Origin of the sequence: Neobacillus notoginsengisoli, from assembly GCF_003515685.1 — a bacterium.
Taxonomy (GTDB): Bacteria; Bacillota; Bacilli; order Bacillales; family Cytobacillaceae; genus Bacillus_D; species Bacillus_D notoginsengisoli.
Window position 1 is genome coordinate 186794 of sequence record NZ_QWEG01000003.1, and the last position, 23998, is coordinate 210791.

Annotated in this window: 27 protein-coding genes; 23 read left to right on the top strand and 4 right to left on the bottom strand. The window is 44.9% G+C overall.

Annotation, left to right across the window (positions count from 1 at the left end; genetic code table 11):
• Window positions 1-28: 28 nt before the first annotated feature.
• The 16 genes from paaX to D1B31_RS05600 all read left to right on the top strand — a co-directional run bounded on the left by paaX (window position 29) and on the right by D1B31_RS05600 (window position 16931).
• On the top strand, window positions 29-904 hold the full coding sequence (gene paaX / locus D1B31_RS05525) for a phenylacetic acid degradation operon negative regulatory protein PaaX (protein ID WP_118919754.1): 876 nt from the start codon (window positions 29-31) through the stop codon (window positions 902-904).
• Window positions 905-1137: 233 nt separating this feature from the next.
• Window positions 1138-2097: an NAD(P)H-dependent flavin oxidoreductase gene (locus tag D1B31_RS05530; RefSeq protein ID WP_118919755.1), complete on the top strand. Its 960-nt coding sequence runs from the start codon at window positions 1138-1140 to the stop codon at window positions 2095-2097.
• 289 nt (window positions 2098-2386) lie between these two features.
• Entirely contained in the window at window positions 2387-3391 is a 1005-nt protein-coding gene (locus D1B31_RS05535) for an ABC transporter substrate-binding protein (protein ID WP_118919756.1), read from the top strand.
• 92 nt (window positions 3392-3483) lie between these two features.
• Window positions 3484-4515 (top strand): ABC transporter permease, encoded by a 1032-nt coding sequence (locus D1B31_RS05540; RefSeq protein WP_118919977.1) that lies wholly within the window; start codon window positions 3484-3486, stop codon window positions 4513-4515.
• The gene (locus tag D1B31_RS05545) at window positions 4490-5284 is read left to right on the top strand and encodes an ABC transporter ATP-binding protein (RefSeq protein WP_118919757.1); all 795 of its coding nucleotides are present in this window, start codon (window positions 4490-4492) and stop codon (window positions 5282-5284) included. The genes D1B31_RS05540 and D1B31_RS05545 overlap by 26 nt, the downstream gene beginning before the upstream one ends.
• Window positions 5285-5333: 49 nt before the next feature.
• Window positions 5334-5720, top strand: a complete 387-nt coding sequence (locus tag D1B31_RS05550; RefSeq protein ID WP_118919758.1) for a thioesterase family protein — start codon at window positions 5334-5336, stop codon at window positions 5718-5720.
• Window positions 5721-5953: 233 nt separating this feature from the next.
• On the top strand, window positions 5954-7060 hold the full coding sequence (locus tag D1B31_RS05555; protein ID WP_118919978.1) for a Leu/Phe/Val dehydrogenase: 1107 nt from the start codon (window positions 5954-5956) through the stop codon (window positions 7058-7060).
• A gap of 26 nt (window positions 7061-7086) precedes the next feature.
• Window positions 7087-8154 (top strand): pyruvate dehydrogenase (acetyl-transferring) E1 component subunit alpha, encoded by a 1068-nt coding sequence (pdhA, locus tag D1B31_RS05560; RefSeq protein WP_118919759.1) that lies wholly within the window; start codon window positions 7087-7089, stop codon window positions 8152-8154.
• A gap of 27 nt (window positions 8155-8181) precedes the next feature.
• Entirely contained in the window at window positions 8182-9150 is a 969-nt protein-coding gene (locus tag D1B31_RS05565) for an alpha-ketoacid dehydrogenase subunit beta (RefSeq protein WP_192894741.1), read from the top strand.
• A gap of 13 nt (window positions 9151-9163) precedes the next feature.
• Window positions 9164-10402 carry a dihydrolipoamide acetyltransferase family protein gene (locus D1B31_RS05570; RefSeq protein ID WP_118919761.1) on the top strand — a complete coding sequence of 413 codons (1239 nt, stop codon included), beginning with the start codon at window positions 9164-9166 and terminating at the stop codon, window positions 10400-10402.
• Window positions 10403-11839, top strand: coding sequence for a dihydrolipoyl dehydrogenase family protein (locus D1B31_RS05575; protein WP_118919762.1), 1437 nt, complete (start codon window positions 10403-10405; stop codon window positions 11837-11839).
• A gap of 97 nt (window positions 11840-11936) precedes the next feature.
• Complete coding sequence (hppD, locus tag D1B31_RS05580; RefSeq protein WP_118919763.1) at window positions 11937-13052, top strand: 4-hydroxyphenylpyruvate dioxygenase; 1116 nt, start codon at window positions 11937-11939, stop codon at window positions 13050-13052.
• Between the two features lie 63 nt (window positions 13053-13115).
• Entirely contained in the window at window positions 13116-14225 is a 1110-nt protein-coding gene (hisC, locus tag D1B31_RS05585; protein WP_118919764.1) for a histidinol-phosphate transaminase, read from the top strand.
• 3 nt (window positions 14226-14228) lie between these two features.
• Window positions 14229-14858: a flavin reductase family protein gene (locus tag D1B31_RS05590; protein WP_118919765.1), complete on the top strand. Its 630-nt coding sequence runs from the start codon at window positions 14229-14231 to the stop codon at window positions 14856-14858.
• On the top strand, window positions 14855-15781 hold the full coding sequence (locus D1B31_RS05595; RefSeq protein ID WP_118919766.1) for a fumarylacetoacetate hydrolase family protein: 927 nt from the start codon (window positions 14855-14857) through the stop codon (window positions 15779-15781). The genes D1B31_RS05590 and D1B31_RS05595 overlap by 4 nt, the downstream gene beginning before the upstream one ends.
• Window positions 15782-15785: 4 nt before the next feature.
• Complete coding sequence (locus D1B31_RS05600; RefSeq protein WP_118919767.1) at window positions 15786-16931, top strand: homogentisate 1,2-dioxygenase; 1146 nt, start codon at window positions 15786-15788, stop codon at window positions 16929-16931.
• A gap of 65 nt (window positions 16932-16996) precedes the next feature.
• Here the strand turns inward: D1B31_RS05600 and D1B31_RS05605 are convergent, their stop codons facing one another.
• Window positions 16997-17851, bottom strand: coding sequence for a DegV family protein (locus D1B31_RS05605; RefSeq protein WP_118919768.1), 855 nt, complete (start codon window positions 17849-17851; stop codon window positions 16997-16999).
• A 243-nt stretch (window positions 17852-18094) separates the two neighbouring features.
• Here D1B31_RS05605 and D1B31_RS05610 point away from each other — a divergent pair, with 243 nt between their 5' ends.
• Window positions 18095-18502 (top strand): cytosolic protein, encoded by a 408-nt coding sequence (locus tag D1B31_RS05610; protein WP_118919769.1) that lies wholly within the window; start codon window positions 18095-18097, stop codon window positions 18500-18502.
• 157 nt (window positions 18503-18659) lie between these two features.
• On the top strand, window positions 18660-19307 hold the full coding sequence (locus tag D1B31_RS05615; protein ID WP_118919770.1) for a phosphatase PAP2 family protein: 648 nt from the start codon (window positions 18660-18662) through the stop codon (window positions 19305-19307).
• 41 nt (window positions 19308-19348) lie between these two features.
• Here the strand turns inward: D1B31_RS05615 and D1B31_RS05620 are convergent, their stop codons facing one another.
• Both D1B31_RS05620 and D1B31_RS05625 read right to left on the bottom strand, forming a co-directional pair.
• A complete protein-coding gene (locus D1B31_RS05620) occupies window positions 19349-19648 on the bottom strand; it encodes a spore coat protein (protein WP_118919771.1) in 300 nt (99 codons plus the stop codon).
• On the bottom strand, window positions 19645-19851 hold the full coding sequence (locus tag D1B31_RS05625) for a hypothetical protein (protein WP_118919772.1): 207 nt from the start codon (window positions 19849-19851) through the stop codon (window positions 19645-19647). Before D1B31_RS05625 ends, D1B31_RS05620 begins: the two co-directional genes overlap by 4 nt.
• Before the next feature lie 158 nt (window positions 19852-20009).
• On the opposite strand from D1B31_RS05625, the gene D1B31_RS05630 reads away from it, so the two are divergent.
• The 5 genes from D1B31_RS05630 (at window position 20010) to D1B31_RS05650 (ending at window position 23324) form a co-directional block, all read left to right on the top strand.
• Window positions 20010-20234 carry a spore coat protein gene (locus D1B31_RS05630; protein ID WP_118919773.1) on the top strand — a complete coding sequence of 75 codons (225 nt, stop codon included), beginning with the start codon at window positions 20010-20012 and terminating at the stop codon, window positions 20232-20234.
• Window positions 20234-20596, top strand: coding sequence for a spore coat protein (locus D1B31_RS05635; RefSeq protein WP_118919774.1), 363 nt, complete (start codon window positions 20234-20236; stop codon window positions 20594-20596). The genes D1B31_RS05630 and D1B31_RS05635 overlap by 1 nt, the downstream gene beginning before the upstream one ends.
• Window positions 20597-20613: 17 nt before the next feature.
• Window positions 20614-21753, top strand: a complete 1140-nt coding sequence (locus D1B31_RS05640; protein WP_118919775.1) for a zinc-dependent alcohol dehydrogenase — start codon at window positions 20614-20616, stop codon at window positions 21751-21753.
• A gap of 138 nt (window positions 21754-21891) precedes the next feature.
• Entirely contained in the window at window positions 21892-22947 is a 1056-nt protein-coding gene (locus D1B31_RS05645) for a mechanosensitive ion channel family protein (RefSeq protein WP_118919776.1), read from the top strand.
• A gap of 98 nt (window positions 22948-23045) precedes the next feature.
• A complete protein-coding gene (locus D1B31_RS05650) occupies window positions 23046-23324 on the top strand; it encodes a DUF2188 domain-containing protein (RefSeq protein ID WP_118919777.1) in 279 nt (92 codons plus the stop codon).
• A gap of 252 nt (window positions 23325-23576) precedes the next feature.
• Here the strand turns inward: D1B31_RS05650 and D1B31_RS05655 are convergent, their stop codons facing one another.
• Window positions 23577-23903 (bottom strand): hypothetical protein, encoded by a 327-nt coding sequence (locus D1B31_RS05655; protein WP_118919778.1) that lies wholly within the window; start codon window positions 23901-23903, stop codon window positions 23577-23579.
• Between the last annotated feature and the right edge of the window lie 95 nt (window positions 23904-23998).

A 23998-nucleotide genomic window follows, 5' to 3' on the forward strand; every position in this document is an offset into this window, starting at 1 on the left:
GTGCGCTGACAGAAAAGGTGAATAGACAGTGAATACACGCTCAATGATTTTTACATTATACGGTGACTATATTTCCCATTACGGGAACAAAATTTGGATTGGCAGCTTAATCAGGCTTTTGGAGGAGTTTGGCCATAATAGCCAGTCTGTCCGCGCCGCCATTTCACGAATGAATAAACAAGGATGGGTACAGGCGGAAAAAGCAGGAAATAAAAGCTATTACTCTCTTACTCCCAGGGGAGTAAGACGGATAGAGGAAGCCGCGAAAAGGATTTTTAAGCTGAAACCGGAAGAGTGGGATGGAAAATGGCGGATTTTTATGTACTCCATTCCTGAGGAAATCCGCAGTGTTCGTGATGAACTCAGAAAGGAACTGATTTGGAGCGGTTTTGGCACCCTATCAACTAGTTCCTGGATCTCCGCCAACCCGCTTGAAAATGAAGTGTATGATTTGATAGACAAGTATGGCATCGAGGAGTATGTCGATTTCTTTATCGCTGAGTATAGCGGACCGAGGGAGAATATCCGTCTTGTGGAGAAATGCTGGGATCTCGAAGAAATTAATAAACGGTATCAGGAATTTATTACGGAGTACAGCCAGAAATATTTTATCGAGAAAAACAAGATTTCGAAAGGGCTGATGACAGACGCGGATTGTTTTGTTGAAAGGACGAAGCTTGTCCATGAATACCGTAAGTTTCTTTTCATTGACCCGGGGCTGCCGGAAGAGCTGTTGCAGGAAAAATGGCTGGGTGGGCATGCAGCTTCGTTATTTGCGGATTATTATAAGGAGCTTGCCACGCCGGCTTCCCGGTTTTTTGAAGCTGTCTTCATAGAAGGAAATGAGATTGAGGAACGAGATGAGGATTACGACTTCCTGGAGCATCCGTTTATTATCGAGTAGGCTGTTGATCTCCGCTGCGCAAAGGAAAGCTTCTGAGAATAATCATCGCAGGGACAGGCGGTGTTTGCCTGTCACGAAGGCGATTCCGCTTTTCATGGGGTCTCCACCTTGCCGCTTCATCCCGCCGGAGTCGGTGCCCTTCGCTTCAATCAACCAGTTTAAAACAACATACTTCTTAGCCTGCTATAGAATAAAATTATCTATCACGTTTTTTATACGGAAGGATGGAATTTGTGAATAGGCTTACAGATTTGCTCGGAATCCGTTATCCCATTATTCAGGGGGGGATGGGCAATATTAGCAATGCCCATTTAACCGCTGCGGTTTCTGAAGCGGGGGGGCTAGGCACAATAGGGGCGGGTACGATGGCGCCCGATGAAGTGGAGAGCATCATCCTCGAGACTAAAAAACAGACCACGAAACCGTTTGCTGTTAATGTGGCGCTCGGCGTTTCGCCTCATGTGAAAGAAATATTGGCAATGGTTTTAAAACATAGAGTTCCTGCGGTCTCCCTCTCCGCAGGTAATCCGGCACCATATATAAGCAAATTGCAAGAAGAGGGAATAAAGGTCCTTACTGTAACTGCCTCTGTTAAGCATGCGATGAAAGCAGAGGCGGCAGGGGCAAATGTGATTGTTGCCGAGGGTTATGAGGCGGCAGGGATTAACTCCCCCTTTGAAACGACCACCCTGGCCCTTATTCCACAGATAACTCGTGCTGTCGAGATCCCAGTTGTTGCAGCAGGGGGAATAGCCGATGGTAGGGGCCTGGCCGCGATGCTGACTATAGGTGCGAGCGGCATTCAGATGGGCACAAGGTTCATAGCAGTAAAGGAAGCTCCTTTTCATGAGGTCTATAAAAAGCTTATTATCGAAGCAACAGACACTTCCACCCTCGTTGTCGGAAGGAGTATCGGAATGGTCAGGAGGCTTCTTGCCATTTCTTATGCAAAAAAACTGCTTAATGAAGAGAAATCAGGGCTTTCGACACAAGAATTTATGGAAATGACAAGCGAGTATTATCACAAAAAAGGAGCCGTCTGCGGCAATATTGAAGAGGGGTTCCTCAATGCTGGCCAGATAGCGGGTTTGATTAAAGATATACCCTCTGCTCAGGAATTATTGGACAGGATGGTTGAAGAAGCCAGAATAGCCTTAGTAAACTCGCAAAAGCAAATAGAACAGTTAAGCTAAACCTAAAATTCTGGACTTTATCAGATTAACGGGTTGAAGCGTTAATTTTGCGAGAGATTAAAAAGTCTCTTGCTTTTTTTATTTTATAGCAATATAATTTTAATAATATTCTATATAATTAAATATTTAGAAAATTATTTGACTTTAAAAGATTGCGAATGTTAGTATAACGGTATAAATACGGTGTCAAAGTTATTTATCACATTCGCAACTTTTGGAGTTCACATAATTCACATTTTTTTCACTCATCTGAAGAAAGATGAGCCATTAAAACAAAGGGGGAAACGAGATGAGAAAGTACGCAAAAGCAATGTCTTTTGCACTTGCAGGCATGTTGCTGCTTGCTGGATGCGCAGACAAAGAGTCCGCTGGCGGGAAAACCGGCGGGGGAGAGGAAAAGGAAAAGAAGTACACAGTCGGTGTCTCCCAGTTTGCGCCGCACCCATCATTGGATGCCGCAACGGAAGGATTTAAAAAGGCACTCGAGGACAAAGGGCTCAAAGTTGAATTCATTGATCAAAATGCACAAGGAGATCAGAACAATACCCGGTCGATTGCCCAAAACTTTGTCGGGGATAAGGTTGATATGATTTTTGCCAACGCTACGCCAAGCGCCCAGGCGGCACTCAGCGTGACCAAGGATATTCCAATCCTGTTCACATCGGTCACCGATCCGGTAGGTGCGGGTTTGGTGAAATCATTTGATAAGCCTGGGGACAACATTACCGGAACAACGGATAATCACCCAGATGCAACAAAAAAGACGATTGATTTCATGACAAAAGAAGTTGGCGCAAAGAAAATCGGGATTGTTTACAACTCCGGGGAGCAAAACTCTGTGGTCCAGGTGGAAGCAGTCGAAAAGCTTGCTAAGGACAATGGAGCTTCGTTAGTAAAAGTATCTGTTTCCACATCGGCTGAAGTAAAGCAAGCCTCTGAATCACTTGTGGGACGTGTTGATGCAATCTATATTCCAACAGATAATACAGTTGTTTCTGCGCTTGAATCCGTAATATCAGTCGCCAACAGCAAAAAGATCCCTCTTTTTGTCGGCGAGCTTGATTCCATGAAAAAAGGCGCTGTTGCAGCGAGTGGTTTCAGCTACTATGACCTTGGATATGAAACCGGAGAGATGGCAGCTGAAATCTTGACTGGTAAGAAGAAGGCGTCGGAAATACCTGTTGCCCTGCCGCAAAGCCTGACTCTGATGATTAATAAAAAGGCCGCAGAGGCTCAAGGATTAACAGTAAAAGATGAGTGGAAGAATGCCGGCGAATTCTATGATGGCGAGTAAAGTCGGTTAGTTGGCTCTGCATTTAACGGCCGGATGGGGCGGGGGATTCAATCTCTCCCCCGGCCCCGGCATGTACAGGAAGGATGATCGATGTGTTTACAGCAATATTCGGGGCATTTGAATCAGGAGTTATTTACGCAATCATGGCACTGGGGGTCTATCTATCCTTCAGGATTCTTGACTTCCCGGACCTGACGGTAGATGGGAGCTTTGTTACCGGCGCTGCGATAGCTGCGACTATGATTGTGAATGGCCATAATCCGTTCATTGCGACTGCGGCAGCCGTTGTAGCAGGATTCGCCGCGGGATGCATCACAGGGGTCCTACATACTGCCGGGAAAATCAATGCTCTCCTTTCAGGAATCCTCGTCATGATTGCGCTTTACTCGATTAATCTCCGAATTATGGGGAGATCGAACGTCGCCCTGCTGAATAAGGATACTTCCCTAACAGCTGTAAGCAATGTTTCCGAAAAATCAGGGATTGATTCATTCATGAATGGTATCCTGTCTTCGATGGGCCTTGGAAATAGCCTTCCGTCAACGTGGGGCATCCTTCTGTTCATGATTGTGGCCACCTTGTTCATAAAATTATCTACTGATTGGTTTCTTAAAACCGAAATTGGGCTCGCAGTCCGTGCAACAGGCGATAATAAGAGGATGATCAGCAGCTTTTCAGCAAATACAAATCTGCTCATTATTCTTGCTCTAGGGATTTCTAATTCCATGGTGGCATTTTCAGGGGCAATGATTGCCCAACAGGCTGGTTTTGCAGATGTGGGAATGGGAATCGGGATGATCATCATTGGTCTCGCCTCCGTTATTATCGGTGAGGCTTTATTTGGCTCAAAAACAATTGCCAGGGCAACGCTCGCAGTATTGGGCGGAGCTATTGTCTACAGGCTCGTCGTTTCCATTGCATTAAGATTTGATTTCCTTGATCCGGGAGATATGAAGCTGATTACGGCGTTGATAGTCATTACTTCTCTTGTCGGTCCTAAAGTTCTTGCCGGCTACAAAGAAAGAAAACGCAAAGAAAGAAAGAGAGCGGAAAGGCTCACTCTCATGGAAAAAGTGAATGCCGGAAAGGGGAATGGCCATGCTGCGCTTAAATCAGATTCATAAAGTCTTCAATGAGGGCACCCCTGATGAAAAAATTGCGATTGACCATGTAGAACTTGAGCTGAAAAGCGGAGATTTTGTAACAGTGATTGGAAGTAACGGGGCCGGGAAATCGACTCTGATGAATATTATTTCTGGAGCGTTGCAACCTGATATCGGAGAAATCTATCTTGATGGCAAAAATGTCACTTCAATGACGGAATATAACCGTTCTAAATTAATTGGGCGCGTTTTCCAGGATCCGATGGCCGGAACGGCTCCAAGCATGACGATCGAAGAAAACTTGGCAATGGCTTATTCAAGGAACAAAACAAGGACGTTCCGCCAGGGCGTAACAAAAAAACGCAGGGAACTGTTTAAGGAAGTATTGGAAACATTGCACCTTGGCTTGGAAAATAGACTTAATGCCAAGGTCGGTCTCCTGTCCGGAGGCGAACGCCAGGCGCTGTCACTTCTGATGGCAACATTTACGGAACCTTGCGTCCTCTTGCTTGATGAGCATACGGCGGCCTTGGATCCGTCCCGCGCAGAATTGATTACGAATCTAACAAAGCAGATTATTAGTCAATATGGTTTGACAACCTTGATGGTCACCCACAACATGCAGCAGGCGATTGATCTTGGGAACCGGCTGATTATGATGGATAAGGGGCAGATTATTTTGGAGGTCAATGAAGAGGATAAGAAGAAGCTGACAATTGAAGGTTTGCTGGAGGAATTCCAGCGTATCCGGGGTACGCAGATGGCGAGCGACCGGGCGCTTCTTTCGTAGAATTTGGGCGAATGTTGATTTTCCCGACTCAAAGGCAGGTTGATAGACCGTGAAACCGGGTATGCGAATTGGCCATCAGGAATCCGTCCAGGTGACTGTGACGGAAGAAATGTTCGCTGAATTTGGTGGAGAGGTGGTCCACCCAGCCTACTCAACCGCCTGGATGGTTTATCATATGGAATGGGCTTCCAGGAACATCATCTTGCCTTACCTTGAAGATGAAGAGGAAGGAATGGGTGCCTCCGTTTCGGTCAAGCATGTAGCGCCAGGGCGGCTTGGCGATGAACTGACGGTCACAGCCGTTGTTACATCCATTTCCGAAAAAGCGATTGTAACTGAAGTAAAAGTGAATGGACCAAATGGTTTGATAGGAATAGGCGATGTTAAACAGGCAATTTTGCCAAAGTTGAAAATTCAGAGTATGCTAAAAACATAGACCGGACATCCAAGAATAAAAGCATCAGCGGGGACAGTAAAGAAACAACTCTTTTGGGGTTTGTTTCTTTCTTGCTGTTTAGGGGGTTAATTTGCTTTAAAGCGGTGAAGTGAATTAGTCTTTGTAGCAGCGGAAGGCACGAACTTTTTCAGGACTGCACATTTTCTTCAAGCGATCTGAAGGGAGAGGTAAAAATGAAAGCGTTGCCATTTGCGGAAGGAGACATCAAGAGCATGGATATTTTTACAAAAATTACTGAACATGAACAAATTGTCTTTTGCAACGATGAAACAACTCGCCTTAAAGCAATCATTGCCATACACAGTACGAAACTGGGGCCCGCACTGGGTGGATGCCGGATGCGGCCATACGCAAGCACGGATGAGGCACTGGAGGATGTTTTGCGGCTTTCCAGAGGTATGACATATAAATGCGCCGCAGCCGATGTCGATTTCGGCGGAGGAAAGGCAGTTATCATCGGTGACCCGATGAAGGATAAATCACCTGAATTATTCAGGGCTTTTGGCCAGTTCGTCGATTCCCTGAATGGGCGGTTTTATACAGGAACGGATATGGGAACAAACCCGGAGGATTTTGTCCATGCCTTGAAAGAAACAAGCTGTATCGTTGGTGTCGACGAAGCGTATGGGGGGAGCGGTGATTCTTCCATCCCTACTTCACAAGGAGTCCTATATGGGATTCAGGCAACGAATAAAGTCATCTGGGGAACGGATCAGTTTGCGGGAAGAACCTATGCAATACAGGGTCTTGGAAAGGTAGGGTATAAAGTTGCCGAACGGCTTCTTGAGGAAGGTGCCGATCTTTATGTAACGGATATTAACGAACAAGCAGTGGCAAGTCTTGCTGAGCGGGCACGGTCGCTTGGTACATCCATTAAAGCTGTGGCGAGCGACGAAATTTATGCACTGGAGGCGGATGTTTTTGTCCCTTGTGCGCTCGGTGGGATACTGAATGATGACACAATTCCCTTCCTCAAATGCCTTGCAGTAGCGGGTTCGGCCAATAATCAACTGGCTGAAGCGCGACACGGACAGGTGCTCCAGGAAAAAGGAATTCTTTACGCGCCAGATTACATCGTGAATGCGGGCGGCCTCATCCAGGTTGCTGACGAGCTTTATACGCCAAATAAAGAACGGGTCATGCAAAAAACAAGAGCCATTTATGATTCCTTGCTTGATATATACAGGCATGCAGCCGAGGAAGGGGTCACAACGGTGGAAGCGGCCGATCGTTTTTGTGAGGCGAGAATGGAAGCCAGGGTCAGGAGAAACAGCTTTTTCTCCCATCATAAACGGCCTAAATGGGCAGTGCGTTACTAATGTTCCTGTTAAGGAGGGCGATAGCAGTGAAAAAGGACTTTCCGATGATTCAGCTCATGGACGAACAAGGCAATGTGGCAAAGCCTTCCATAAGGGAAAAAATCACCCCAGAGCTGGCCATACAGTTTTACAAGGAAATGATCAGGATTAGGCAGTTTGACAGGAAAGCGGTCAGCCTGCAGCGGCAGGGAAGAATAGGGACTTATGCGCCGTATGAAGGACAGGAAGCTTCTCAAGTCGGCACCGCATTGGCGCTCGGGAAAGACGATTGGCTGTTCCCGACTTATCGGGACCATGGGGCGGCTTTTGTTTTCGGCCATTCACTCCGGAACATCCTTTTATTTTGGAACGGACGGAATGAAGGATGCGTTCCTCCCGATGGCAAAAAAATCTTCCCGCCTGGCATTCCGATCGCGACGCAAATTCCACACGCGGCCGGCGCGGCACTTGCCGAGAAAATGAAAGGAACAACTTGTGCGGCGATTGCCTATTTTGGCGATGGGGCAACATCAGAGGGTGACTTTCATGAGGGGCTTAATTTTGCCAGTGTAACGAAGGCACCGGTTGTGTTTTTTAATCAAAATAATGGGTACGCGATTTCTGTCCCGATTGAAAAACAGATGAACTCGGAAACGATTGCCCAAAAGGCTGTCGCCTATGGGATACAAGGAGTCCGGATTGATGGGAATGATGTGTTTGCCGTTTATTTCGAAACACTTAAAGCGCTTGAACGCGCGAGAAAAGGCGAAGGGCCGACTCTAATTGAGGCGGTTACGTGGAGATATGGCGCCCATACGACCGCAGATGACCCATCAAAGTACAGAGACCAGGAAGAAAGCCATGAAAAACGGAATACAATCGATCCGATTTTGCGGCTTGAAAGATTTTTGAAAAATGAAGGCTTATTTAATGAAAATGATCGGATTGTATTTGAAGAAGAAGCTGCTGCAGAAATTGACTATGCTGTAGAAGAAATGGAACAGTTTCCTGCTGCCAATCCGGCTGACATATTTGATTATGTATATGAAAAGCCTGTCTGGCCAATAGAAAAGCAGAAACAGGATTATCTTCAGCTGATTGGGGGCGGGAAGTAAGTGGAGACGGCAACGAAGACGAGAACGATGACAATGGTCCAGGCAATTAATGATGCAATGGATGTGATGCTTCGCGAACATAGCGAGGTGCTCCTGCTGGGTGAGGATATTGGCAAAAACGGAGGAGTGTTCCGGGTAACAGACGGGCTTCAGGAAAAGTACGGCGAGATGAGGGTGATGGACACCCCCTTGTCTGAAGCAGGTTTTATCGGCGCTGCTATCGGAATGGCAGCCGCCGGTTTCAAACCAGTCGCTGAAATTCAATTCCTCGGGTTTATTTATCCCGCTTACGAACAAATCATGACACATGCATCCAGGCTAAGGATGAGGACATATGGGCATTTCACCGTTCCGATGGTCATCCGCGCTCCTTATGGCGCAGGAGTCAGGGCACCTGAAATCCACTGTGACAGTACAGAGGCGATTTTTACACATATGCCGGGCATTAAAGTCGTCTGTCCATCAACGGCACACGACGCCAAAGGGCTTTTGATCGCATCGATACTTGATCCTGATCCTGTATTATTCCTTGAGCCGATGAGGCTGTACCGTTCCGTGAAAGACAAGGTTCCGGAAGGGGTTTACTCAGTCGAGATTGGAAAAGGGAATCTCCTTCTAGAAGGTGAAGATGTCACCGTCCTTTGCTGGGGAGCAATGGTCCCGATCGCAAAGAAGGCTGCCGAAACGATGGCAGGAAAGGGCGTCAGCTGTGATGTGATCGACTTAAGAACATTGTATCCACTCGATAAAGATATCATAGCGGAATCCGTCCAAAAAACGGGGCGAACGGTCATCGTCCATGAAGCGCATGCCACTGGCGGGGTTGGAAATGACATTCTTGCAATTATCAATGACACGTCGTTTTTGTATCAAAAAGCGCCAGCAGAAAGGGTTACAGGCTTTGACACGCCCGTCCCGTATTTCGGATTTGAGGACCATTATTTGCCGACCTCAAAACGGGTCGAAGCAGCAATTGAAAAAGTGATGCGTTTTTAGGAGGTGAACGAAAATGGAGGTTAAGCTCCATGATATTGGAGAAGGGATGGCAGAAGCTGAAATCAATTGTTTTCTCGTAAAACCAGGGGATTATGTGAAAGCCGATGACCCTTTAGTCGAAGTGCAGACAGATAAAATGACGGCGGAAATCCCTTCACCATCAACAGGGATTGTCAAGGAGTTTCTTGTAGCCCCCGGGGATACTGTTCCTGTAGGAACTACATTGATAATCCTGGAGACTGAAGGAAAGGGGTCTAGTGGGGAAATCCTGCGTGATAAGGTTATGGCCTCGCAGCCAGAACAGGCCTCGGTTGCGATTTTGCAAAAAGAAGAAACATACAGTCCGATATTCCCAAGAATCCTTGCATCTCCCTACACAAGGAAGATTGCGAGAGATAATTCCGTCAAAATCGAACATGTAACCGGGACAGGTCCGGCTGGGCGGATCCTCGATGAGGATGTCTACCAGTACATTGAACAGAGCCAGACCAAAACTAGGAAAACTTCTCAACTAGAACAGCCTCAAAAGGAAAAACAAACTGTACCGGCCGCTATACAAGGAAAAACAATTCCGTTCAGAGGCAGGCGGAAACAAATTGCGAAAAACCTTCTTACTTCCATCCAGACGATACCTCATTGCACCCATTTTGAAGAAGTAGACGTTACGAATCTGATTGAATTTAGAAAAGACTTAAAAGCTGCCGGAAAAAGTATTTCTGCATCCGCATTTTTCATCAAGGCCCTTTCAGTCTGCCTGAAGGAGTTTCCTATTTTCAATGCTGTTCTCGATGAACAAAAAGAGGAAATCGAGCTTTTGGAAGAGCATCATATCGGAACAGCAGTGGACACAGAAGATGGCTTAATTGTTCCTGTCATCAAATCAGTAGAAAAAAAATCACTGCCTGAAATCAACCGAGAAATGAAAGCGCTAACAGAAAAAGCACTTGCTAATGAATTGACCGTATCAGACATCCAGGGCGGAACGTTCACGGTCAGCAATGTCGGACCGCTTGGCGGAAGCATTGGTGCGACGCCTATCATCCAGCATCCGCAGGTTGCGCTCGTATCGTTCCATAAGACGAAGAGGATGCCTGTCGTGAACGATCAGGATGAGATTGAAATCCGATCAATCATGAATATCTCCATGTCATTTGACCATCGGGTAGCCGATGGCGCAACAGCGGTGAAGTTTACCAACCTCTTTGCCGGCTATATGAAAGACCCAAAAATGCTTTTGTTGGAGCTGGTCTAAATGGTTGTAGGGGAAATAGCACTCCAGGCGGATTTCATGGTCATTGGAGGCGGTCCGGGCGGCTATCATGCAGCGATCAGGGCGGCACAGCTCGGCAGGCAGGTTGTCTTAGTGGAAAAGGAAGAAATGGGCGGAATTTGCCTGAATAAAGGCTGCATTCCTTCTAAAATTTTAACGGCCGCGGCTGCGAAACTTGAAAGTTGCAAAAAAAGCTCTATCTTTGGCATAAAGGTCGGTCCTGCTGAAATGGATTTTGATAGTTTAAGAGATTATCAAAACAAAACAATTTCCGGGTTGCGGGCTGGGATTGAGGCCCTTTGCAAAGCGAATAAAGTGGAAATTGTAAAAGGAAATGCTTTTTTCCTTAGCGAATCAAGAATTGGTATAGAGGATGGCGATAAATACGAGATTTATGAATTTCAAAATGCCGTCATCGCAGCCGGCGTAAGTCCTGAAGAACCAAAGGATATTCCTATTGGAAGCCGGGCTTACAGCCAATGGGACATTTCTTTTCTTCATGACATTCCAGGGCATTTGGCGGTGTACGGATCTAGTGCGATCCATTTAGAGATGGCGATGGCTTTCCGCGCTTTGGGGGCTGAAGTGACTGTTCTTTTGCCAGGTGATGCCTTTCCCTTTGATTCATCTATTGCAAAGGAGCTAGCCAGGATTTTCAAAAAGGAAAGAATACAGCTTGTTAAAGATTGCAAGATTCATGGTGTGGTAGAAAAAGCAGATGGCATCGAGTTGTCCGTATTGACTCATTCTGGAGAAAAAGCAATTGAAGCGAGTCATTTATTTATGGAAGCGAATCAGCAGCCGAACAGCGGAAGTTTGGGAGTGTCACGGATTGGAATGGAAATGGATGAGGAAGGGTTTATTCTTGTCGATGAACAATGCCGGACGTCCATTCAAGGAATCTATGCGATTGGCGACATTACAGGCGGTACTTTCCTCGCCGCTAAAGCAATAAGGCAGGGCAAGGTCGCAGCCGAAGCGGCATGCGGACAAAACTCGGTTGCCGATTTCCGTTTCCTGCCCACGTACTCTTTCACAAGACCGCCAATTGCTGCCGCGGGGCTGACTGAGGAGCAGGCAACTGAAGAAAACATCGCGATAAAAACAAGCCAGTTCCCTTTGGCTGCAAACGGATTTAGCGGGTTGAATGGAAGCAAGGACGGATTTGTCAAAACCATTTCAGAAAAGGAGACGGATGTCCTGCTTGGTGTGCATATCATTGGAGAAGGGGCACATGAGCTTATTATAAGTGGCATCCTTGGCCTGGAAATGGCTGCCCGCGAAGAAGATATCCTGTTTCCTGCCTATCCGCATCCCGGAATAGGAGAAGCTTTGCTTGAAGCCGCAGAAGGATTGGGAGAAAAAGCAGTCCATATTATGCCGGCCAAGAAGAAAAACCGGCCAGTGGAAGCAAGGTGACACACTATCAAAATTGAAGCAGTGGAACCGTCCGCTTGCTTCCCCCTGCTTCACTTTGTGGAGTGGAAATCAAAAAACATATTCAGGAGGGATTTTTATGCAAGAGCAATCTGTTAAGGCGAATGAGTTAGTTGAGGATTTTTTCCCGGTCAGGGACGTGGATTATCTTGAAATTTTTACAGGGAATGCAAAGCAGGCCGCATACTTTTTCTGCCATGCTTTCGGATTCAGGACTGTTGCCTATTCCGGTCTGGAGACAGGCAATCGCGAAACAGTTTCGTATGTTCTGCAGCAGCGGAATATCAGGCTGGTCATTACAGGTTCGCTCGTGGAAAATAGTGAAGTTTCTTCTTTTGTCAAAAAACATGGAGATGGAGTAAAAGACGTCGCTCTTCTCGTTGATGATGTAGAACAAGCTTTTTCAGCCGCTGTAGACCGCGGGGCAATTGCTTTAATGGCACCGACGGATTTCAGCGATGATAACGGGACGATTAAAAAAGCAGTCATTGGTACGTATGGCGATACGATCCACACACTCGTTGAAAGGAAAAATTACCAAGGGGCTTTCATGCCGGGCTATGAAGCCTACACGCTATTCAATCAAGTGCCGGATACGGGCCTGATTGGCATCGACCATGTCGTTGGCAACGTGGAAAGCATGGACGAATGGGTGGAGTATTATGAAAAAGTCATGGGCTTTAAGGAAATGAAACACTTCTCAGATGAAGACATTTCAACCGAATATTCCGCTTTGATGTCCAAAGTCATGCATAACGGAGGCAGAATTAAATTTCCGATCAATGAACCTGCAAAAGGAAAGAGGAAATCGCAAATCCAGGAATATCTCGAATTTTACAATGGGGCCGGTGTCCAACATCTTGCCATCCTCACAGAGGACATTATCTCGACCGTCGCAGCCCTAAAAGACAATGGGGTTGAATTCCTGTCCACACCAGATACGTATTATGAGGAACTTGCTGAGAGGGTTGGGGAAATTGATGAAGAAATTTCAAAACTCCGAGAGCTGAGCATTCTTGTCGACCGGGATGATGAAGGATACCTCCTGCAAATTTTCACAAGGCCGATTGTTGACCGGCCGACGCTTTTTGTTGAAATTATCCAGCGAAAAGGCGCGCGAGGTTTTGGGGAAGGAAACTTTAAAGCTCTATTTGAATCGATTGAGCGTGAACAGGCAAGGCGCGGGAATCTTTAAAAACTCCTTCTGCAAAACAATATGCGAAGGAAATGAAACAACTTACGAAACTCGAAAGTGGGAATGGGTATGGCAATGATAAAAGCAAGGGATGAACTGGCAGCAGTCATCCCCTATCCCCTTGGCCCGCCTCCGGAGGCTATCCAAAAGGAATTGGGGTTTAAAAGAATCATCAGGATGGGGGATAACGAAAATCCGTATGGGGCTTCTCCGCTTGCCCTAGAAGCAGCAAAAAGGGCATTGGAGAACCGTTCATTTTATCCTGACGGGACGTATTCACTTCTTTATCAGGCACTCGGACGCTATCATGGCCTTCCCGAAGGGTATTTTGTTGCCGGGAATGGTTCGGATGAGGTAATCAGGCTGTTGACGAGAGCATTTATCAGCAGGGAAAATGAGGCGGTCATGGCTGATTGCACATTTCCGAGATATAAAACGAATGTTCTGATTGAAGGGGGCGTTCCCGTTGAGGTGCCGCTGAAAAATGGTATGCACGATTTAGAGGGAATGCTTGCCAAAATTACCTCAAAGACCAAAATGGTGTTTGTTTGCAATCCAAATAATCCAACAGGAACGATTGTCGATAAAAAGGACCTTATCGAGTTCTTCAAAAAAATACCCGAAAATGTCCTAATTGTCATTGATGAAGCGTATGTTGAATACGTCACGCACGGCGAAATGAATGATGCAAAGGTAATTCTTAGCCAGTATCAAAATGCTGTTATATTAAGGACATTTTCAAAAATACATGGTCTTGCCGGCTTGCGGGTTGGCTACGGGATGATGGACCCAAAAATAGGCAATGAATTGAAAAAAGTACGGGATGTCTTCAATGTGAACAGAATTGGAGCAGCTGCGGCAGCTGTTTCCGTGAATGATTCTGCGTTTATTGATCTATCCGTAAAGAAAAATAAAATCGAACGGGCGTTTGTGACAGAAAGGCTTGAGCAAATGGGTTACACTGTCCTGCCGTCGCAAGCAAACTTTGTGTTTGTTTTGCTCAAGGGGCCTGCTAAGCAGGCAGAAGCAGCTCTTGCGCAAAAAGGGATTTTTGTAAAAGGGATTGTGGCGCCAGGTTACCCAAGCGCGATGAGGGTAGCATTCGGAACGAGGGAAGAGAACGAGCTTTTATTGGAAGCAATCCGTGAATATTCTGTTGAAGGAGTGATGTAGAAGATGGACTTTACTCCTGAAACAATGCAGTGGAGGGATGCGTATAAACTACTCATTGGCTCTGTTTTGCCGCGGCCAATAGCCTTTGTCTCGACAATGAATAAAGCTGGGATTGCGAACGCCGCGCCTTTCAGTTTTTTCACCGTGATTAGTGCTGATCCGATGCTCGTCTGCTTTTCACCTATGAGGAGGGGAAGCGATGGCGCCAAAAAGGATACTTTGCTAAATATAGAAGAAACCCAAGAGTTTGTAATTAACATTGTCAGCGAAGGAATCGCGGAAAAAATGAACGTATGTGCGACTGAATTCCCTTCTGATGTTGACGAGTTTGAAGTTTCGGGTCTTACAAAAGAACCTTCTGCAAAAGTTCAGCCGCCAAGAATAAAAGAAGCCAAGGTTCATCTCGAATGCGAACTGTACGAAGTCCATCATTATGGAAATCAGCCTGGCTCAGGAAGCCTTGTCGTTGGAAAAGTTGTTCATATCCATGTTGATGACCACCTTTATGACCGGGGAAGAATCCTGACAGACCAACTTAATCCTATCGGGCGAATGGCCGGTAATATTTATACTAGACCGCTAGCTTCCATATTTGAAATAAAACGGATCGTTCAGCAGGGTGATGGAAAATGAGGTTTATTACCTTTCGAAAACAGAACGGACAGACCGCAGCCGGCTGGATTTTCGATGGCCGATTTGCCGTTGATATGCATGAGGCATCTAAAAGGGAATTACCTAAAACCATGCTTGAGTTTCTCGCTGATTCTGCCGTGAATCAGAAAAAAGCAAAATCACTTCAGCTTCACCCGGACTCACCTGGAGTGTACCCGCTAGAATCTGTCAGGCTGCTGGCACCATTGCCAAACCCGCTAAGTTTCAGGGATTTTTATGCATTCGAGCAGCATGTGAAAACAGCCCGAAAAAACAGGGGCTTGGATATGGTTCCAGAATGGTATGAGATGCCTGTTTTTTATTTCTCGAATCATCTTGCCTTTCGCGGACCTGGTGAAGAAATTGAACGGCCGCCCGGCTGCACGAAGCTTGACTACGAGCTTGAAATAGCATGCGTAATCGGGAAGAAAGGGAAAGATATCATCGCCGAGAAAGCAGAGAAGCATATTTTTGGCTATTGTATCCTTAATGACTGGAGCGCCCGTGATTTTCAGCAGAAGGAAATGAAAGTGGGTCTTGGCCCCGCGAAAGGAAAAGATTTTGCGACGTCGATTGGCCCATGGGTTCTGACTGCCGACGAGCTGGTTGGGCTGCAAACCGGAAAGGGCTATGACTTGAAAATGAGCGCTTCCGTGAACGGTAAGTTGATTTCAGAGGGGAATTTCAAGGATATTCATTTTTCATTTGCTGAAATGATTGAACGAGCATCGACAGGAACAACCCTTTACCCTGGCGAAATGATTGGGTCAGGAACGGTTGGGACCGGCTGTATCCTGGAGTTGGGGGAGGAAGTGCATCGCTGGCTCAGACCAGGTGATCTTGTTGAGCTCAAAATCGAAAATCTGGGAGTTTTGAAGAATAAAATTGTTGGTGAAAAGGGGTGAGGGAGTGTTTTACCGACAAATGGGGAAAATTCCCCAGAAAAGGCATACGATGTTTAAAAAAGTAGATGGATCGCTCTACAGGGAGCAGGTAATGGGGACAAAAGGCTTCTCGGGAACCCAGTCGATTCTATATCATGAACACATGCCAACTGAGGTAGTTAGAGCGAATAAAGTCATTCCGTTTCTGCCGGAGTACGAGGAACAGGGACCACTAAGGCACAGACATTTTTATACTCCGGAAATTATGAAAACGGGTGATGCCCTGACCAGCAGGGAATACTTAATGGGAAACAGTGATTTATTGATAGGAACGGCAAACGCGGATAAACCGATGGAAAGGTATTACCGGAATGGTGACGGCGATGAAATGCTCTATGTCCATTACGGCAGCGGTAAGCTTGAAACGATGTTCGGCACGCTTTCCTACCGGAGAGGTGACTACCTCGTCATCCCAATTGGCACAATATACAGGATAATCCCTGAATCTGAGACAAAAATTCTGTTTGTTGAGTCATTCTCTCAAATCACAACACCAAAGCGTTATCGAAATGAATATGGCCAACTGCTTGAGCATAGCCCGTTTTGCGAGCGTGACCTGAGAGGACCGGAGAAACTGGATACTTTTTCTGAAAAAGGGGAGTTCGAAGTCCTGACGAAGACGAGAGGGTATATGCACGAGCATATACTGGGGCATCATCCATTTGATGTTGTCGGTTGGGACGGCTACTTGTATCCGTGGGCATTCAACATTGAGGATTTTGAACCGATCACAGGCAGGATTCACCAGCCGCCGCCAGTCCACCAGACGTTTGAAGGGCACAATTTTGTTATCTGCTCCTTTGTCCCGCGGCTTTACGACTATCATCCGGAGGCCATTCCTGCTCCGTATTTTCATAGCAATGTGAACAGCGATGAAATGCTTTATTATGTGGAAGGGAATTTTATGAGCAGAAAAGGGATTAAAGAAGGATCGATCAGCCTTCATCCAAGCGGGATTCCTCATGGGCCCCATCCTGGCAAGACGGAAGCCAGCATAGGCAAAAAAGAGACACTTGAGTTGGCGGTCATGATTGATACGTTCCGCCCGCTGAAGGTTTTTAAAAAGGCTGCGGAAATAGAGGATAAAAATTATATGTATTCGTGGACTTGAGGATATTCCTTATCCAGTGCAAAAGAAGGTTTCCCTTAGGCGGAAACCTTCTTTTTTTCGAGCTATTAAGCCTCGTTTTGCCAAATGATTGCTAGTGTTCCTTCACCGGCATGGGCCGCAATAGTGGAACTGATTTCACCGATGGATGTTTTAAGCCCTGGGAACGCCGCTTTGAGGGCGGTTTCCATTTCCCTCGCCTTATCTGGCACGTTGCCATGCATCACCCACACTTCTTGAATCCGTTTTTGCGCGTATGCTTCGCCAAAGAGCTCAACAAGCCTGGCGGATGCCTTTTTTTCTGACCTGACCTTTTCAAAAAGCTCGAACTCACCATTTGTATTGATCCGAATAATCGGCTTTATTTTCAGGATGCTGCCAAGAAGATATTGCGTGCCGGACATCCTGCCTCCTTTGTAGAACTGATCCAAATTACCGAGAAGCATATAATTTTGCGAATTGCTTGCTTCATCTCTTAGATTCATAGCGATGTCAGTAGCACCAAGCCCTGACTTTTCAAGCTCAATTCCCTTTTCAATAAGAGCTGTGATTGCATAAGACAATGATTTTGAATCAACCGGTTCCAAAGGAAAACCGGCTAGTTCAGCACCTGCTATACAACTAGAAAGAGTGCCGCTAAGTTTGGAAGAAATATGGACGGCCACCGCATGATCGTAATTCTCTTTCAGTTTTTCGAAAAGAGCCGCGAACTTCCCTGATGATGGCTGGGAGGTTTTAGGAACGTTCTTTTCATTGTTAATACGATTATATAATTCATCAGTTTTCAGGGTAATACCATCCTCAAAAGCTTCATCGCCAAAAATGATTTCAAGCGGGACTACATAAACGTCGGGGCTGGCTTTTAGTTTGTCCGTTAAATATACTGTGCTGTCTGTAACCCAGGCAATCTTTTTTTTACTCATAGAATCGTAGTTCCTTTTCAGATTTTATTTTTAAATCTTTCCTATCATTTTACCATTTAAACCAGATTTAAGTAATTAATTTATTATTCTCCCAATAATTTTTTAACGGGGCTTAAGCCTGAGAATGTTTCCATTTCAATTAACCGATGTGGAGGCTGGGCAGAATTGTATGAATCCGGATAACATCTTCCTTTTAGGGGTATATTTACATGGTGAGATATGAATAAAAGGAGGAAATTTATTATGCAATCTTTTGTCGTTAGTTTCCATAAAGAGGACAACGTCGATACAATGCAAATACAAAAACTGAACGAAGCAGATTATCAAAAGGCGACCGAAGGAGGCACTAGGCATCTTTTCGAATTGGATACGAATATCGGCTTTTTTATATTTTTTGACGCCGAAGATGTAGACGGGACTGTTTCCCATCTCATTCTCCAATATGAAGAAGAGAGCGAAGATCCAAGTGCATGTTATTCTTTTGCAATGAAGGATTTTTATGAATTCATGGCGCTTTACTTGAATGATTTGGAATTCAACGAGGAAACTAGCGTAGAAGAAGAGGAAGAGGAAGAGACATACGGTCCAATCCATCATCTCGCACATCTCCTTTACCATATCGTCGAGGAAGGCCAGGCGATAGAGGAGTAACTTGACGAAAAGCAGCCAAACAGGTTGCTTTTTTTTCATTTTTAGTGGAAAATTACAACAATTAAGGGTATTTTATGTTATAATAATAACGCTTTATGATTGGGGACAAAGGGTAAGAAGGCATAAATAACAAATTGGGGGGAGCCCGTTTATCTTTATGAATACGTATATTAAGAAATCTCCATATTTGCTATTTTTGCTTGTCATGCCTTTACTCGGCATGGTTTACAAATTCCTGAATACTCATCCGCGGGAGGCGGTCCATATTTCGACTGCCGCAGACGGAATGATCCCATTTTTGCCTATTTTCATCATTCCCTATATCTTTTGGTATGGATATGTTTTTTTCTATCTTGTCTATTTTTGCTTTAAGGACACGAAAGTCTATTTGAAAACGTTAATCCTGATTGTAGTAGGGGAGATTATTTGCTTCCTGGTTTATTTCTTTTTCCAGACGATCGTTCCAAGGCCGCAGTTGCATGGCGACGGCTTTTTGATAGAAATGGTCAAGTTTATTTATGCAAACGACGAACCATACAATTGTTTTCCCAGTATACACGTCCTGACAACGTTCGCGATTATGCTTGGTTCCCGGCATATATATGATAAACATCCTATAAATACGATGTTTATCCATATAGCCGGCTCTCTCATCATCATATCGACACTGTTTGTCAAACAGCATGTTGTGCCGGACATGATTGCATCCATGTTCCTAGTATCGTTCCTGTACGGTATCCTGTTCGAGCTTTACGAGGTTGCTGTGAGCAAAAAGGCCGATACCGTTTTTGCCAAAAATAAATAAGGTGTTCTAACTGAAAGGAGGCTATTCATTTAGCCTCCTTTTTACTTTTCACCTAGTTGAATTGCTGTTTCAGCTGCGTTCAAATCAACGCTGAATTGTCCGTTCAGATCATTTGGAAGATAATATCCTTTTGCAATCATATAGTCACTGATTGCTGTGTGCGTACGGATCGCATCCTTCAATTGCTCTTTCAGTGCTGCCCTCAATTCCGGTGTTGCTGTTTCGGCTATGATTGCCGCCAAGTTTCTGACACCCGATTTTGTAGAGATTAAAAAATCGGAGGCAATAACTTGGTCTGTCATTCCGCTCATCCCTACCATTTTTTGAATGAATTGGTTCACTGCTGCATCCCCCTGTTCGCGATGAACTGCTGAAGTGTTTCGATATGGCGGACCCCCATCTCGGCATCTTGTTCCAATATCGTTTTCAATTCACCATCCTGAACAAGTTTACTCATTGTGGCCGATTTAGTAAGAGTAATATTTTTAAACACAAGGTATTCATGCAATTCCAGGGCTTCATGTGTTCCTAAATTCTTCGTCAAGTCTTTCCTCCTCCAAAAAAATCCTCCAATTTTGTTAACTCCATTTTATCTTGCGCATACTAAATATCATTATTCCTCTTTACGTTTATCCATCTTGCATATTTAGCAAGCCGCATTGAAAAACTAAATCTGATTAGGGAAACCTGGAGGTATTTACGGTGAATGAAAACAACTTGGCCAGGCATGAAACATTTGATACCCATGAGTTGATCAACTTCAAAACAATCTGTCTCGTACGTTCGAAGCTTATGCAGGGCATATGTTTTGATAATGAGTTAAAAGCATTGATGGAAAAGGATGTCCAGCAGTCCATTACGGCGCTGAATGAGTTAAAGTCCCTATATATCGGGGCCAGTAAAATTTCGAACGGGAGGAAGCATTAGTGAACCAGGATTATTTGGATCCAAAGTATGCAGAAGGGATGCCTAAAATGGCTGATGCATCCTTTGCGATGGATTTTTTGCTGACAGTTAAAACCGGGATACGAAATTACGGTTTTGCAATCACTGAGGCTTCCAGTCCGGAGCTTAAGGCGGTTATGGAAAGGCAGCTAATGGAAGCAATTGACTTGCACGAGGAACTTTCCAATTTAATGATGGCAAAAGGATGGCTTTATCCCTATGACCCGGGCAAGCAAGTGGAACTCGATATTAAATCGGTGGACATGGCTTTGGCAATCGGAGATATGAATCTTTATCCAACCGATACAGACAGGCTCGGAACCTTTGCCACGCCTAATTATTAATGGGAGGAGGGAACTAGATGAAAGCAGTCACTTATCAAGGTATTAAAGATGTTGAAGTAAAAGAGGTTTCCGACCCGATAATTGAAAAAGCAGATGATATTATTGTTAAGGTAACCACGTCAGCCATATGCGGATCGGACCTGCACCTTATTCACGGGATGATTCCGAATACGCCCGCCGATTATATTATTGGGCATGAACCGTTGGGAATTGTCGAGGAAACAGGCCCCGAAGTAACAAAAGTAAAAAAGGGGGACAGGGTCATTATTCCTTTCAACGTTGCCTGCGGCCATTGCTGGTTTTGCGAGCATGACTTGACTAGCCAATGTGATAATTCCAACCCCCATGGGGACGGCGGTGGATTTTTCGGTTATTCTGAAACCTTCGGCGGCCACCCCGGAGGCCAGGCTCAATATATGAAAGTTCCATTTGGCAACTTCACCCCATTTCGCATACCGGATAATTGTGAAGTCGAGGATGAAAAATTGGTTTTAATCGCTGATGCAATGGCAACAGCTTATTGGTCGGTCGACCATGCAGGTGTAAAGAAAGGCGACACCGTCGTTGTTCTGGGATGCGGTCCTGTAGGTTTACTCTCCCAAAAATTCGCCTGGATGAAAGGGGCCAAGCGGGTAATAGCCGTTGATTACATCGATTACAGGCTTGAGCATGCAAAAAGAACAAATAAAGTTGAAACAGTTAATTTTGAAAAATACGAGAACACAGGTGAGTATTTATACGAATTAACAAAGGGAGGGGCCGATGTAGTCATTGATGCGGTCGGAATGGACGGCAAGATGACACCAATGGAGTTTCTGGCAACTGGGCTTAAACTGCAGGGCGGAACACTTGGCCCGGTCATCATGGCTTCGCAGGCGGCGAGGAAGGGCGGAACTGTTCAGCTCACCGGTGCTTACGGCGCCAGATACAATGCATTTCCATTAGGAGATTTTTTCAACAAAAACATTGATATTAAAATGGGCCAGGCACCTGTTATTCCGTATATGCCTTATTTGTATGACCTGGTTGCGGCCGGTAAAGTTGACCCCGGAGATGTCGTGACCCATATTCTCCCGCTTGAAGAAGCAAAGAGAGGGTATGAGCTGTTCGACACGAAAATGGATGATTGTATAAAAGTTGTTTTAAAACCTCATTAAAAACGGGCGGGCTGGAATAACTGGCCTGTTTTTCTTTGTAAATTCAAGGTTTCTAGTTAAAGCAGTGATATCCGCCAAGGTTTAGCCGACACCCCTTATAGGTATAGGTTTGTATAATTGTCTTAATGGGTGGGTGCAATGAAAGAGATCGAGCTGCTTTTTAAGGATTTTACACTATGGAATATTTTGCTTTTCCTTTTCTATACAGGTTTGATTCTTTTTGTTAATTGGCTGATTAAAGGGATTGCTAAAGTGCTAGCTATTAAAAGGCCAAAGCTTAATAAAAGGTATATACCCGCTGTTAACTCCCTTATCAACTGGATAACCTTTTACTCCATCATTTTACTATTCATTACGTATTTCTCTGAAACGGATTGGATGTTTAAAACCCTTTACTCAAAAGGAGAAGTAAAAGTCACTTTTTTTCTAATTATTACCGCTTTCATGATTGTCAGTTTTGCTAATAGGATAGTGAAGCTATTTACCAAATATGTTCTTACAAACTTTTATGAGCATTACAACATTGACAGAGGGCTAGGATATACAATTAGCCAAATGATTTATTATGTTGTGATGATTGCTGCTCTCGCATTCAGTTTTACACGTGTAGGAATTGATTTGACAGCTCTTGGGGCAGTATTTGGCGTTTTAGGGATTGGAATCGGTTTCGGAATGAGGAACGTGGCCGGGAACTTTGTATCTGGAATCATCATGCTTTTTGAACGGCCGGTGGAAGTTGGCGAGGTCATTGAAATTGACGATAAAATTGGCAGAGTGGAGAAGATTCGCTTAAGGTCGACGCTTGTTCGAACGGCTAAGGAAGGCAACCTGATTATCCCTAACCAGTATTTTATCGAGCATATTATTAAGAACAGAACAACAGCGGAGATGAGGGCACTCGTAAAGGTAAGTGTCAGCTATGGGGAAGACTCCAAGATAGTTCAACGGCTGCTGGAGGAAGCGGTTGACTACGTGAATCAAAATTGTGCGGGGATTCTGGAATCGCCGCATCAAGAAATACGGTTTGTTGACTTCAGAAACAGCGCGATGGACTTTATGATTGAACTTCCGGTTACGAACTTTGAAATCAAAGAGAGAGTTGAAAGTGAACTGCGCCACTCAATTGCAAGCCTGTTAAATGAAAGGGGTATTAAGATGCCCGCAATTGTAACTGAGGCAGAAAAGGAAAGTTAGGCAGTTCAACCAGGTATTAACTTGAAGAAAAATATTCCTGTTTTTAATCCATTAAGAAAAGGGTAGAGCATAGTAAAGTAGATAGAGGAGGAAATGCATTGGCTAATAAAAAGAATGATCATATCCATTCTGAGGAACAAGCACAATTTTTTAAAGAACGCGCAGGGACGGACGAAGCCCGTTTTCATGTCGTCCCACATGATGAAGAAGGTTGGGCTGTAAAGCGGGAAGGCCAGGACGAGCCCGAGATGACGGCAGATTCGAGGTCAGAAGCAGTGAAAGAAGCGAAAAGGCTCGCTGAAGAAGCTGGCACAATGGTCTATATCCATAATGATGAAGGACGGATTGAAGAGCAGCACAATTACCAGGATAGATAACTTATAAACGTGGCATCCATATGTTCATGGATGCCTTTTTCTTTATATTGGAATAGTGAGGATAGAGGAAAGTATGGGGGATGATGATACTATGTAAAGTTGAGCGGCTTCGGAAAGCGTCTGCAGCTGGGATTCTATTAATCAATCACATCTCGTCAGCAACTATACCCGAAAGCTTAGGGAAACCGCTCTTCCCGACATGCAAGTCCGTTGAATCCACTTTACGAGAGTCCGGTTAATGTATACTCAATTCTAAATATAATGTGGATAATCATGGCTATTCCGGACTTTGGCGTTGGTATCCCTATGTCTGTTTAAATAAAAAGCGAGGCGCATACTCATATGTGTCACCAAACCTAAAAAGAGCCCATTGAATAATACCCCAAAAGCCTGGTTCATTTCACTTTTCACTGTCAAGATCCACCAGAGGCTTGAAATTCCGATGAAAGTAAAACTCAGGAAAAAGGCATGCAGGACAATTTCTCCTGGAGATGTTTCCAATTTTGATTGCCTAAAAACGTGAATCAATGAGCAAACCAATGCGGAAACTAACAAACTAAAATAAATCATCATTCTCATTGCTTATCGTTCACCTCCTCAATTGAGCCTCATTATTATTATTATAGCAAAATATATATAAAGGCCGCACTACTTTTTCAATAACCTTATAAAAA